Origin of the sequence: Sulfurimonas sp. NW15, from assembly GCF_051132285.1 — a bacterium.
Lineage (GTDB): Bacteria > Campylobacterota > Campylobacteria > Campylobacterales > Sulfurimonadaceae > Sulfurimonas > Sulfurimonas hydrogeniphila.
This window is the reverse complement of the sequence record NZ_CP093237.1, coordinates 760,997-774,071: the sequence shown is the minus strand read 5'-3', so window position 1 is coordinate 774,071 and position 13,075 is coordinate 760,997. Positions and strand designations below refer to the sequence as shown.

Sequence of the window (13,075 nt, the reverse complement as noted above, 5' to 3'; positions counted from 1 at the left end):
CAAATTTATCATAAAAGTCCTTGCTTTAAGTCAGTCATAATATATAACATATTATTATGTGACAATCTTGTGATTTACTTATAAGGAACATATTCATGTTTAGAAACAAAAGCATAAAAGAACTGATGTGGCTATTAACAATAGTTATTGTTGTATCTCTCGTCGGTGCAGCCGGATTTACATATTATGCGCTTAACAGCATAGAAAAAGAGTTCAATGAGATAAAAGAGAGTTCCATTGACACATCTCTGACTATCTATGATATAGAAAAAAGAATGAACTATATCAGCAGAAATGACAGAGATGTTATGCTTGGCGGTGATATTGAAAAAGACAAAAGAGAGCTCAGAGAAAATATCAGTGCAATTGCAGAAAATTTCAAAAAACTTGAAAAAGTTTCCAAAAACGGTTCCAATGCAGAACTTCTGAAAAAGGCAAAATATTCAACACTGAAATTTATCAATGAAGCCTACAAATATATAGATTCTTTAAGCACTGATGATATTAAAAACAACAAAGAAGGCATTTACCACGTTTATCATCAAAAACTCTCGCCTTTGGCTATGGAGTCGCGAAAATATTTCAAAACATTTGTAAAAAATAAAAAAGAACAATTTATAAAAGATATGAAGGCCATGAGAAGCGCCATAACATTTTACAAATTATTTGTACTTGGTTCAAGTCTCCTTATTATCATTATATTATTTTTGCTCACTACAAAAATCAGAACTTCCATAGTTTCAGGTATCAACAGATTCAGATGTCTGATAGAGACTGCTTCCAATGGTGATTTCAGCAAAAAGAATGAAATCAGAACACAGGGAGACACCGAACTTGATGCTATGGGCAAAGCACTCAAAATCCTTATAGAACACACTGAAAATATGATTCATGAAGTAAATACTGCTATAACGAATGCCTCCCAGGGTGACTTTTCCAAACCTATCTCTACTGAAGGAATGCACGGAGAGTTCCTGGTTGCTATCAGAAATGTCAGTAAAAGTATAGATTTTATGCGTGAACAGTATCAAAAAGCACAAAGAGACTCTTTTAACTCAAAACTGAGTGTAAAAAGCGTCAATGTGTCCGAATCTCTTACTGTTATTCAATCTGATTTAAAAACAAATATAGAAAAAATCAAAGAAGTAACACATGCTACAGATTCTGCTGCAAAACTTGCAAATGACTCTCGGGCAAATATCAACACTGTTGTCAATGGACTGCATGAACTCAATGAACAGGTAGGTACAAACCATTCAAATATAGACGAACTTGCTTCACAAACAAATAATATTACATCAGTCATCGAGCTTATTACCGATATTGCCGATCAGACAAATCTTTTAGCTCTTAATGCTGCCATAGAAGCAGCCCGTGCAGGTGAACATGGTCGAGGATTCGCAGTTGTAGCAGATGAAGTCAGAAAACTTGCAGAACGTACGCACAAGGCTACAAGTGAAATTTCAATCTCTATAAAATCACTCCAGCAGGGTATGAGCGAAATTCAGACAAGTTCTGAACTGATGAAAGAGACAGTAGATGCCTCTACCGCTAAAATAGAAGAGTTTGAAACGACACTCATTGAACTGAGTGACTCCTCAACAAAAATTGTAGACCAGTCATACTATATGGAAAACAGTATATTTATTGTACTGGCAAAAATAGATCATATTTTATATAAATCACGAGCATATAACTCTTTGATTTCTTTGAAAAAAGTACTCAAAGCAGTCTCTTCTCATGAATGTAATCTTGGACAATGGTATGATCATGAAGGAAAAGAACGATTTAGCAATACTTCGGCTTATCCGCAAATAGCACAACCTCATAATATTGTCCATGAAAATGCAAACAAGAATCTTGCATTCCTTGATAAAACAAACGCGCAAGAAGAGGTATTGGAACATGCTCAGGATATTTTACACAACTTCGAAGATATGGAAAAAGCATCAGAAGAACTCTTTATACTTCTTGACACTATGCTGAGTCAAACACAAAGAGAAGAATAAGCTCTTTGTTTACTCCCACTCCTCATATTTGGAGTGAGAGTGCTTGTCTTTTTTATACCGTTTGGCATTTTTACTTTTCTCCAACTGGTTTATACTGTAAAGCAGTTCTTCTTTAATATTATCAATATCTTCATCAGAATCTTTATAGCCTATCATTTTTTTTACGAGCTGTTGCAGATCCTGCAGTTCACCCTTGTACAGTTGCACCTCTTCCACCCGATTGAGCAGTTTCAGCGCATTGTCAATCTTTTTATTGTACTTTTCATGGTCCAGGGCATCGCTGTTTAGCAAGTAGGACAAAATACTTTTTTTAAATCTTTCCAGTGCTCGGATATACCGAAGCCTGTTTGCATTCTCGATTGCTTTTTTTGATGCTGCCATTGTAAGCCTATTATTTATTTATGAGTATAATTATACAAGAGATTTCTAAGAACTCGAACAATATTTGGAGAAAATACCATGAAAAAAGCAATTTTACTGCTGATGCTCTTTGCTCTGTCCTTAGCAGCAGAAGTAAAAAATGAATATATTTCACAAGAATTACTCAAGCAAAATATTCCTATCGTAGATATCAGAACACCGGGAGAATGGAAAGAGACCGGTCTTTTAAAAGGTGCCATTCCTATCATGTTTTGGGATGCAAAAGGGAACTATGATGTAAGAAAATTTTTAAATGAATTACATAAAAAAGTTGACACCACAAAACCTTTCGCCCTTATCTGCCATACAGGCAGCAGAACTTCCATAGTCGCGCCGTGGCTTGCAAAAGAGTTTGGGTATAAAGTAATCAACCTCAAGGGTGGAATGGAGTATGCAACCAAAGGGTTACATCTCAAAACAGTATCCTACAGGCAATGAGTCGATTAAAAACAGTTTTAAAATTTCTTCTTTTTCTGACACTCCGAATTGTGATAACATTCGGAGTGCTTGGATTGCTGATTTTTCTTCTCTGGGGTGCTCTTTATCTTATTTTTTACTAAATCCGAATCAGAGTAATGATTTTATAACATTACTGACCCCTTGGTGCAGATTATAATTGGCTATTGGAAAGTCCAGACTTTCATTTTCCAAGTTCACCGTATACCTGCTTAAATATGTCCCTAACTCACTCAAGTCTATCGGTGTGTACTGCCCACATTTCTCCTCTTCAAGTTTTGTCCGTACTAATTTATTTGCCTCATTAGAGTGTGCAAGGGTAAAAGCCAGTGTTTTCAAACTCAAAAAATCACTCCATCGAAGAAAAATTTCGGGAGTCAACGTCTCTATATACTCTCCTTCCGGTGTAAACAACAGGTCATTGTCCCGCAAAGGAATCAGTACCGATAAAATTGCACGTGAAAAGGGAGCCACTTTATCACTCCAAAATGGTGACTCATTTCTTGTTTTGAGCTCTTTTTCAATTTCATTTACTATCGTATCTAGACTTTCATTTTTAAAAAGTTCATATGTTTTTTGTTTCATACCCTCATCCATGTAATATTTTTTATAATCATACACTTTTAGTATATAATTTCACATTTAAAAAGGAGCAATAGTATGAAATTACATAAAAGTTTTATCACAAACCTCACTGCGCTGTTTCTTGTTGGAATATCTTTTATAGCGCCTTTATACAAAGAAGCTTTATTATATGCAGGTCTGTTTGCACTCTCTGGTGCCTTGACAAATCAGTTGGCAATTCACATGCTCTTTGAAAAAGTACCTTTTTTGTATGGTTCCGGTGTTATCGTAGAGAGATTTGAAGCATTTAAAAGTGCTATAAAAAATCTTATCATGAATGAATTTTTCACAAAAGAACAACTGGAAAAGTTTTTTGCCAATGAAGAAAGAAAGATAAACCTTATACCTATCATAGAAGAGACAGATTTTACACCTGCTTTTGATGCTTTAAGCAAAACAGTAATGGAGTCCTCCTTTGGCGGCATGTTAGGGATGTTCGGCGGAGAAAAAGCCTTGAGCACTCTAAAAGAACCTTTTACAAACAAACTCAAATCAGCAGTCATAAAAATAGTCACATCCAAAGCATTTAATGACACCCTGCAACACCACCTTACCCATTCATCCTTAAATGACGATATGATACAATCAATCGAACGGGTTGTAGATGCAAGACTGAGTGAACTGACGCCTCAAATGGTCAAAGAAATCGTACAAAAAATGATACATGAGCACCTTGACTGGCTGGTTGTATGGGGTGGTGTGTTTGGAGGAGTCATTGGATTAATCTCTTCATTCTTACTATAGCCCTTATTTTAGGGCTTTAAGGTTTCTATTTTTAAAATTTTACAACATTTTTTTACAACAAATGGTAAGAAACCTGCTTATCTTTGAAAAAGACTGTTAAACTTAAACAACTATTTATTTCTTTATACTACATGAAATTTTCAACAATAAACAATACTTCTGCTTTTTGGTGTCTCAAAAAATTTTATATGAGATACTATCCATATATTGATTTAGAAGGAAAAAAAGTGATTTTGAAAGTATATTAAAAATTATATATATTTATTGGCATGCAGTAAAAAAAGTATTTAAAAATGATTGGGGTTTATCATCAATTGATAGTTGCTTAATGCACGATATAGGAATATATTCAATGGGTATGTTAATGAATATTATTATAAGAAATATTAATCCTAATGAAGAAAAATCCAAACTTAAAATTGAAAAAAAACTTAAAAAAATAAAATCTGATTGCTTTTGGAGAAAAGGAGAATGGAAAGGCTTATATATAAAGTGGAATCAAATAGAACATCATTAAAAAAATAAAACTCTTAACTCGTCATATTATTAAACTTTATGATGATGCTAAAAGAAAATAAATTAATTTTTAAAATTGATATACTATTCCTTTATTTACCTATAGGTAAACTGAAAAGGTTTGTATTCATATGTATAATTTACTATACAAAGGATACAAATGGACAACAAAGTAGATATATTTTATCAGAATGTAGCAAAAAATGTAAAAAATACAAGACTAAAATATAATAAAACACAACTCGATATTGCTTATAATGCATTAAATTATGACACAGACTCATTTTATTCCCAATTAGAGAATAATTCCAATAACAAACATTTTAATTTAAAACAATTATTTTTAATTTCTGAATATTTAAATTGTTCCATTAAAGATTTTTTTGATGAATATAATGCCCCTAAAATCTAAGACAACAATTCAGTAAGATTTATTTTCAAAAAAGTTAAAATAATAAGAATTATGGAGATGAAATTATGAGTAGAAAAAAAGGTCAAACTTACACAGCTGAACAAAAAACAAAAATAGTCTTAGAGATGCTAAAAGAGGAGATGACAACAAGTCAATTAGCCTCGAAGTATGGGGTAACATCACAATCATTAGGGAAATGGAAACAGCAGTTTTTAGAAAATGCTTCTTTAGCATTTGATGTTGGCGGAGCTACCAAAGCCTATAAAGATGAGATAGAAGAGCTTAAATCTGAAAATGAGCAGTTGGCTAAAGCACTCGGCAAGGCAACTGTAAAGGCGGAGTGGGCAGTGGGAAAGTTAAAGAGCTTGGACTTGATTGAAAAAAGAGCTCTGATAGAGTCCAGGCATAAACAACTTTCAATATCAGAGCAGTGTGAACTTATTGGTGTCAGTAGAAGTAGTTTTTACTATAACCCCGTGCCTATAAGTGCAGAGAATATAAAAATACTCCATAAAATCGATGAAATCGCTACTGATAATTCAGAATATGGGTATCGACTCATCTATGAACAACTCAAAGAGGATGGCTACAATATTGGAAGAAATAGAGTGCTCAAATATATGGGGATTTTAGGGATACAAGCGATATATCCAACAAAGAAAAGAGTCACAAGTATCAAACATCCCCAACATCAAGTATATGAATATTTGCTCAAGCAGTACTGGACTCAAAACGGCAAGAAAAAAACAGTGTATGTCTCAACACCAAATGAAGTGTGGAGTGGAGATATTACCTATATTCGCATCAATGGTGGGTTTATGTATCTTGCTGCTATTATCGACTGGCACAGTAAAGCTGTGCTTGCATATAAAATCTCTAACAGTATGGATGCAACACTTGCCACAGATGTACTTCAAGAGGCACTTGCAAAGTATCCTAAGCCTAAGATATTTAACTCTGATCAGGGGAGCCAGTATACAAGTTATGAGCACACCCAATTACTCAAAAAACATGATATCCAAATATCAATGAATGGCAGAGGCAGAAGTATCGATAATATCGTAATTGAGAGATTCTTCAGAACTCTCAAGTGCAAAAAACGCACCTAATCGGACACCCATAACGTTTTAGTTCGGACACCCGTGACGGTTTTAAATCGGACAGTGATGACGGAAATGATTCGGACACTTTTACTAAAAAAGCGTCAACACAGATTCGTTTAAGAAAGAGATATTTTCTAAATTCAAATACACTCTTTGTAAATTTATTTACAAGGGTGTTGAAAATGAGGATTATATCTATGAGATCAGTTCGTGATATTGTAAAGTACCATAGTATGGGCTTGTCAATCAGAAAGATACATGACGCTACAGGAGTAGCCAAAAGTACCGTTGCAGATTATATCAAACGGTTTAAAGAGCTTGGATTGTCAATAGAGCAGATTGATGTTTTAGATGATGATGCACTCAAACTACAGTTTTTCCCCGATGTAGCCAGTGTCGTTGTCTCACGCAAAGCGATGCCAAACTTCAACTATATCCACCAAGAGCTCAAACTGCGCAAAAAAACCAAAGTGACCCTCTATCTGTTGTGGGAAGAGTATAAAGAGGATAATCCGGATGGGTATCAGTACACCCAGTTTCGCGTATACTACCGCCGCTTCGTCAAAAAACTCAACCCCTCCATGCGCCAGACACACCTTGCGGGTGAGAAGATGTTTGTAGACTACAGCGGTGTTACTATGCCAATACACAACCAAAGAACCGGTGAAGTGGAGTATGCACAGATATTTATAGCCGTACTAGGGGCTAGTGGATACACCTTTGTTCATGCTACCCCAAGTCAAAAACAGGAGGACTTCATCTACTCCCATGTCAAGTGCTATGGGTTCTTTGGCGGAGTGCCAAGAGTGGTAGTTCCCGATAATCTCAAAAGTGCCATCATCTCCAATAATAAAAACGGTATCGTCGTCAATGAGAGCTATGCAGACCTCAATCGTCACTATGGCGTCATAGTAAATCCAGCACGCCCAAGAAAGCCAAAAGACAAGCCAAAAGCAGAACAGGGTGTCCAAGCGATTCAACGCTACATTCTCGCACGCTTTCGTCACCATAAGTTTTTCAGTGTCGATGAGCTCAACGAAGCTATAGCGGAGTTGCTCGATAGATACAATAATAAGATTATAAAACATCTCCAAAAGAGTAGAACAGAGCTCTTTAATGAGCTCGATGCACCCTATCTTAATCCACTGCCTGCAAACAGCTATACCTATAAACAGTTTAAGATCGCAAAAGTGCATCAGGATTACCATATAAGCCTTGAGAAATGCAACTACTCTGTACCTTACAAATATATCAAAGAGGAGGTAGAGGTACGATACTCCACACAAAGTGTCTATATCTACCACAAGAACAGACTCATCGCTACACATCCACGCCTGCGAAGAGTTGGTGAGTGTTCGACACTGCATGAACATATGCCAAGTAAACATCAGTATGTAAACGAGAGTATGAATCCGCAAAGAGTGCGTTCTTGGGCAAAAAATATAGGTGAATTCAGTAGTGTGTTTGTGGAGGATGTATTTGCATCAGTAGAGTATCCACCACAGGCGTATAATAAAATAGTAGCCATCTTATCGTTGGCAAAACTCTATGGTAATACAGAGCTGGAGTTGGCGCTGATGTATGCCACAAAGCACAACACCACAACCACAAAGTCGATCAGATCGATACTCGATAAAAAGCTCTATCTGAGTGAGAGTGCCAATAATGTGCAACCATCATCACACTACGCACTTTTTAACAACCACTCCAATATCCGCGGTGCAGATGAGTACAAATAGAAATAATAATCAAATAATAAAAAGAAAACAAGGACAAAAGAATGAATCACACTACCGTTATCAACAAACTGACAGAACTTGGTTATAAGGGCTTTAAAGAGGCATATTTGCAACAGATGGAGGATATCAACTACGATTCTATGGGGTTTAGTGAAAGACTCTATCAGCTTCTTGATGCGCAGGATATATTTTTACGCAATAAACGCATCATCATGAATCACAGACTCTCAAAAATCAAAGATAAGCAAGCAGCACTCGATGCTATAGATTACACACCACAAAGAGGGATCAACAAAGCACAGATCAGATCACTATCTTCACTCAACTTCATCGATGCCAGACAGAACATCATCATTACCGGTAAAACTGGGACTGGGAAAAGCTATCTCGCTCAAGCGTTTGCCAATAAGGCTATATTTGATGGGTACAAAGCCTACTATGTAAGAACCCCTTCATTGCTTGAGGAGATAAAAATTGCAAGGTTGGATGGCACTTATACTAATCTGCTTAAAAAGTATTCAAGATTTAAACTGCTGATTCTTGATGACTTCGGTGTGATACCTATGGGTGAAGATGATGCAACGAATCTCTTTGAGATCATAGAGGACAGAACGCAGATTAATTCTACAATTATCACTTCACAGCTTCCTGTAAGTGAGTGGTATAACTATCTCAACAACAACACCATTGCAGATGCAATTTTAGACAGAATTGTTCACTCCTCCCATAGGATAGAACTGAGTGGTCCATCGATGCGAAAACTCAAATCGAGCATCAAAACTGACGAATATTAAAAAATCATTCGGACACTTTATGCTAAAATGGCGTTACAGAAAATATTCCCTTTCTTGGTGTCCGATTTAAAACGCGTTGGGTGGCCGGATGCTCCGTCATATGCACTCTCAAGCACAGCAATATCTATATAAATGATTATATAACAATCAAAGATTTAAAAGAAGGAGTAGCAGCATATATACACAAATATAATTTTAAAAGATTTCATTCAAGTATAAACTATCAAAAACCAATGAATGTTTATCTTGAATATCTAAAAAATGTGGCATAGGGTAACAGATGAAGATGAAATTAAATTTCTGGAGAAGTTGTCTTGATTTTTAGGGGCATTATAATATTAACAATTTTACCAATGCCATATTCACCAGGAACATTTACTAAACTATTTATTTGCATAATTTATTATACTTAAAAATATTTAAATTTTAGATTGTAGATTTCTGATTTCAATCTATTTAAATTGAATTTTTATTTCTCAAAATCATCAAGTTTCCAAAAAATTTTAACCATATATTATAAATACTGTAAGCAAGGGTAGCAATCCTACTGCATCCGTTTAGAGAAGTACCATTTCCCTATATAGAAGTTTAAACAACTTCTATAGTTACATCATCACCTACATTCAACACATCGCCTGCTCTTATTTTGGCTCGTTTTCGCAGTTCAACTTCTCCATTACGGGTCACATATCCGTCAGCTACAATCATTTTTGCCTGTGCGCCGCTGTCTACAAGATCTAACACTTTTAATAATTTATACAACTCTATATACTCATCTTTTAACTCAAATTTCATCTACTCTCCTCTTTATAATTTTCAGTTTTTCTGACCGTGATAATTTTTTTATTTCATATTCACGCTTTGAAGCACTGCTTCTGTTTGTATGTTCTTCATTATATACCAATCTTACCGGTCTTCTGATTTTAGTATATTTTGCACCTTTTTCTGAATAGTTATGTTCAGAAACCCGTCGTTTCAAATCTGTTGTTATCCCTGTATACAGGCTATTATCACTACATTGTAAAATATATACATAATATACCATTTATACGTCCTTTCATCAAACTATATCATAACTACAGTATCATTTTGTAACAATTTCTTAAAAATATATGAATTTAGTTGTAAATAACAAAAAGTTATAATATAATAAAGACTTAATTTATCACAAATTGGTCACTTTTTTTTAATATAGGAAAAGAACATGGAAAAACAAAAAGTAATAATAGTCGAAGATGATGAAATCACATCACTTAACTTAAATATGTCTTTACAAAAGCACGGATACAGTGTGGTGGCGATGTGTGATAATGCTCCTATGGCAAAAAGTAAAATAGCTACACACAATCCGGATGTCATTATTATTGATATCTCTTTACAAGAAAGCAATGACGGAATCGAACTTGCAAAAACTATAAAAGAAAAATATGATATTCCTTTTATTTATCTCACTTCGTACAGTGATGATGACATTATTGCCCAGGCAAAACTTACTGAACCTTATGGATATATTGTAAAACCTTTTGACCCCGGATCTCTGCATGCAACTATTCAAATGGCTTTGTTCAAATACCAACAGGAAAATGAGAGAAAAGAGAATATCAATTCACTCAAAGTAGATAAACTGAATCTGGAAAAATTGCTCTATTCCAAGCGTTCACAAGACAAACCAATTGTTCCGTTCGGGGGTGGTGATTACCATCTTGACATCAGTATATGCGAAACCTTTTACAAAGGGAAAAAAATCAAGCTTACAAAAAAAGAAAATGCTTTTTTACGCCTTCTTGTTGCCCAACTTGGTTTGGTTGTATCATTTGAGCAGGCAATGAACTATGTCTGGGACGAGCACGGTGCTACAGAAAACAGCGTCAGAACACTGGTTTGGAGACTGCGGAATAAACTTGAAACAGACATTATAAAAAATGCCTCAGGAATTGGCTATTATATAGAAGATTAATTTATTTTAATGGATGCAATCTTTTCTTCTATTTCTTTCAGGGTTTGCTCATAATTATAGTCTGCATTTTCAAGTTTTGCCATTCTTTCCATTTCAGTTGCATTTTTTTGTAAAATTTCAATTCTGAAATTTCCACTTGACCCTTTAATACTATGAGCCAGAAGTGCTGTTTTTTTATAATCTCTTGCAGCAACCGCTTTTGCCAAGTCACTCAGGGTCGTTTTCATTTTTTTGATAAAAAGTGTCAAAAGCATAATAAGTTCATCTTCATTCAACATCAACTCTTTCATCAGTTTCTTCGCATCCAACCCTGTAATCTTTTGGTTGTCAGTGGAAGATATATCTGTTTTATCTTCCTGTATAACACTGTAGGAATCCAGTTTCAGATATGCCATAAAAACACGTTCCAATTCTTTTAAAACCAGAGGCTTCCCTAAAAATGTGTCAAATCCGTTCAGTAAATCTCTCTCTTTACTCCCCTTTAACACATTGGCCGTCAGGGCAGAGATTGGCGTATGACTTAAACCGTTTTTTTCCTCGTATTCGATAATTTTAATGACAGCATCTGTTCCGTTCATAACGGGCATCTGTTCATCCATAAGAATCAAATCATATTTGTTTTTTTGATACAGTGCAACCGCTTCTTTTCCATTGTGAGCCAAATCAAATGTCAAGCCATATCTGTTGAGGACAATCTTCATTAATTCCTGGTTTGCCTCATTGTCCTCAGCAACCAGGATATGTCCCTTAAATCTATTGGATATTTTTTTATTATGAATTAATGATAATTCAGGGTTGAGCAGCTCATTGAAATGTTTATGAATTTTTGAACAATACAGAGGAAAACTCATCGCTTTGATGTGCGCATAGTGTTCATATGTATCATACTCTTTGCTCATAAGTGCTATATATTTTTTCCCAGAGTAGATAATCTCTTTTTGTATGTTTATGTCACATGTCTCATGTACAAATATACATATGTCAAACTCGCAGTCCAGCGTCTCTACAACACTGATGTTCATCGCAAAAATTTCAGCATACTTCAAAAAAGATTCATGTCGGAAATCCAAAACTTTGTCTTTTGCATAAAGTACCATTTTTAGTTTCTGAAAATCACTGATATCTTTAAATACCTGACACTCATCATTTTGCACTGCAACAGGAATATCCAGCCAAAAGGTACTGCCCTCTCCCACCTGTGATTCTACATGAACACTTCCATTCATTAACTCTGCAAGCTGGTGTGATATACACAGACCCAGACCCGTTCCCTCTTTGTTGTTGTTTTGGCTAAACTGTGCCTGTGTAAATGCTACAAATATACTTTCCATATCTTTTTCGTTTATGCCGACTCCGTTGTCTGTTACACTGATTTTCAGTTGGTTGTCATGACAGCTTGCTTCAACCTTTATCACACCGCCGTCGGGTGTAAATTTTATAGCATTACTTATAAAATTTGAAACTATCTGTTGAATTCGAAGGACATCGCCAAACAACTCTTTTGGAATACGAGGATCTATAAATGAAGTAATGGTAATATTTTTTGAATTTGCACTGGCTACAAAAAGCTCCATCGTATGGCTCAGCTCTTCATGCAGAGAAAAAATCTTTGGTTCAATCGTAAACTCACCGCTTCTCAGTTTTGAAAAGTCCAAAATATCATTGATAATACTCAGTAAGTTTTCGCCGCTGCTTAATATAATATCTAAATAATTTCTATGTTTATTGCTTATATCTTCATCCATCAAAAGGTTTACAAAGCCTAAAATAGCATTTAAAGGCGTGCGAATTTCATGAGACATATTGGAAAGAAAGTACTCTTTTGCCTGAGAAGCGCGCAGTGCTTCCTGTCTTGCGTCAATAAGCTTTTGAAAAATACTGTCTGTATAATACTTTAAAATACCTTTAAAATTTTTATCAAAAATATAAGAAATTTCTTCAAAGATCTCTTTTGAATTTATCTTCGCATCATACGTGAACTCTACCATAGAACGACGAAAATTACTGCATATCTCAAACAGCTCGTCAGCACTGATTTCACGATGTTTCAAATAGGCCAAAAACTCCTGCATAACAGGACAGTCACCGATATCTCTCTCACCCGCGATTACACCCATAAAGTAGTCAAATACACCGCTGGCATATTTTTCTATAAATTCTTTTTCATCTATCTTATGTAAATGAAGGATCTCTTTTACAGAAGCATACGATATCCATTGCTGTAATATATCTGACTTTGAAGATACAAATATACCTTTTACTGCTCTTAAATGGATGCTGCCTTCTTTCATTGTTATACCA

The 13,075-nt window shown here is 35.1% G+C and carries 13 protein-coding genes and 2 pseudogenes; 10 read left to right on the top strand and 5 right to left on the bottom strand.

What is annotated here, in order from left to right; all coding sequences use genetic code 11:
• The first annotated feature begins 95 nt into the window (after positions 1-95).
• Positions 96-2,009: a methyl-accepting chemotaxis protein gene (locus MLC52_RS03975; RefSeq protein ID WP_434581377.1), complete on the top strand. Its 1,914-nt coding sequence runs from the start codon at positions 96-98 to the stop codon at positions 2,007-2,009.
• Between the two features lie 9 nt (positions 2,010-2,018).
• Here MLC52_RS03975 and MLC52_RS03970 read toward each other — a convergent pair whose 3' ends face one another.
• On the bottom strand, positions 2,019-2,390 hold the full coding sequence (locus tag MLC52_RS03970) for a hypothetical protein (protein ID WP_151900736.1): 372 nt from the start codon (positions 2,388-2,390) through the stop codon (positions 2,019-2,021).
• 78 nt (positions 2,391-2,468) lie between these two features.
• Between MLC52_RS03970 and MLC52_RS03965 the strand changes: the two genes are divergently transcribed.
• Positions 2,469-2,867 (top strand): rhodanese-like domain-containing protein, encoded by a 399-nt coding sequence (locus MLC52_RS03965; RefSeq protein ID WP_434581376.1) that lies wholly within the window; start codon positions 2,469-2,471, stop codon positions 2,865-2,867.
• Between the two features lie 129 nt (positions 2,868-2,996).
• On the opposite strand, the gene MLC52_RS03960 is transcribed toward MLC52_RS03965, so the two are convergent.
• Positions 2,997-3,470 (bottom strand): hypothetical protein, encoded by a 474-nt coding sequence (locus tag MLC52_RS03960; RefSeq protein ID WP_434581375.1) that lies wholly within the window; start codon positions 3,468-3,470, stop codon positions 2,997-2,999.
• A gap of 75 nt (positions 3,471-3,545) precedes the next feature.
• Here MLC52_RS03960 and MLC52_RS03955 point away from each other — a divergent pair, with 75 nt between their 5' ends.
• The 7 genes and pseudogenes from MLC52_RS03955 to MLC52_RS03925 form a co-directional block, all read left to right on the top strand.
• Positions 3,546-4,253: a DUF445 domain-containing protein gene (locus MLC52_RS03955; protein WP_434581374.1), complete on the top strand. Its 708-nt coding sequence runs from the start codon at positions 3,546-3,548 to the stop codon at positions 4,251-4,253.
• Positions 4,254-4,581: 328 nt separating this feature from the next.
• Positions 4,582-4,770 carry a hypothetical protein gene (locus MLC52_RS03950; protein WP_434581373.1) on the top strand — a complete coding sequence of 63 codons (189 nt, stop codon included), beginning with the start codon at positions 4,582-4,584 and terminating at the stop codon, positions 4,768-4,770.
• 159 nt (positions 4,771-4,929) lie between these two features.
• Positions 4,930-5,181, top strand: coding sequence for an XRE family transcriptional regulator (locus MLC52_RS03945; RefSeq protein WP_434581372.1), 252 nt, complete (start codon positions 4,930-4,932; stop codon positions 5,179-5,181).
• 65 nt (positions 5,182-5,246) lie between these two features.
• A pseudogene (locus tag MLC52_RS03940) lies at positions 5,247-6,272 on the top strand (IS3 family transposase); the annotation flags it as partial.
• A 209-nt stretch (positions 6,273-6,481) separates the two neighbouring features.
• Positions 6,482-8,023: an IS21 family transposase gene (istA, locus tag MLC52_RS03935; protein ID WP_434579769.1), complete on the top strand. Its 1,542-nt coding sequence runs from the start codon at positions 6,482-6,484 to the stop codon at positions 8,021-8,023.
• Between the two features lie 41 nt (positions 8,024-8,064).
• Positions 8,065-8,817, top strand: a complete 753-nt coding sequence (istB, locus tag MLC52_RS03930) for an IS21-like element helper ATPase IstB (protein ID WP_434579771.1) — start codon at positions 8,065-8,067, stop codon at positions 8,815-8,817.
• Positions 8,818-8,921: 104 nt separating this feature from the next.
• Positions 8,922-9,089, top strand: a pseudogene (locus MLC52_RS03925) (IS3 family transposase); the annotation flags it as partial.
• A 316-nt stretch (positions 9,090-9,405) separates the two neighbouring features.
• Here the strand turns inward: MLC52_RS03925 and MLC52_RS03920 are convergent.
• On the bottom strand, positions 9,406-9,612 hold the full coding sequence (locus MLC52_RS03920; RefSeq protein ID WP_434581371.1) for an RNA-binding S4 domain-containing protein: 207 nt from the start codon (positions 9,610-9,612) through the stop codon (positions 9,406-9,408).
• Positions 9,602-9,862, bottom strand: a complete 261-nt coding sequence (locus MLC52_RS03915) for a GIY-YIG nuclease family protein (protein WP_151900741.1) — start codon at positions 9,860-9,862, stop codon at positions 9,602-9,604. The genes MLC52_RS03920 and MLC52_RS03915 overlap by 11 nt, the downstream gene beginning before the upstream one ends.
• Before the next feature lie 159 nt (positions 9,863-10,021).
• Here MLC52_RS03915 and MLC52_RS03910 point away from each other — a divergent pair, with 159 nt between their 5' ends.
• Positions 10,022-10,774: a response regulator transcription factor gene (locus MLC52_RS03910; RefSeq protein WP_151900742.1), complete on the top strand. Its 753-nt coding sequence runs from the start codon at positions 10,022-10,024 to the stop codon at positions 10,772-10,774.
• Here the strand turns inward: MLC52_RS03910 and MLC52_RS03905 are convergent.
• Positions 10,771-13,065 carry an ATP-binding protein gene (locus tag MLC52_RS03905; protein ID WP_434581370.1) on the bottom strand — a complete coding sequence of 765 codons (2,295 nt, stop codon included), beginning with the start codon at positions 13,063-13,065 and terminating at the stop codon, positions 10,771-10,773. The two genes, MLC52_RS03910 and MLC52_RS03905, sit on opposite strands and share 4 nt — an antisense overlap.
• Positions 13,066-13,075 lie beyond the last annotated feature (10 nt).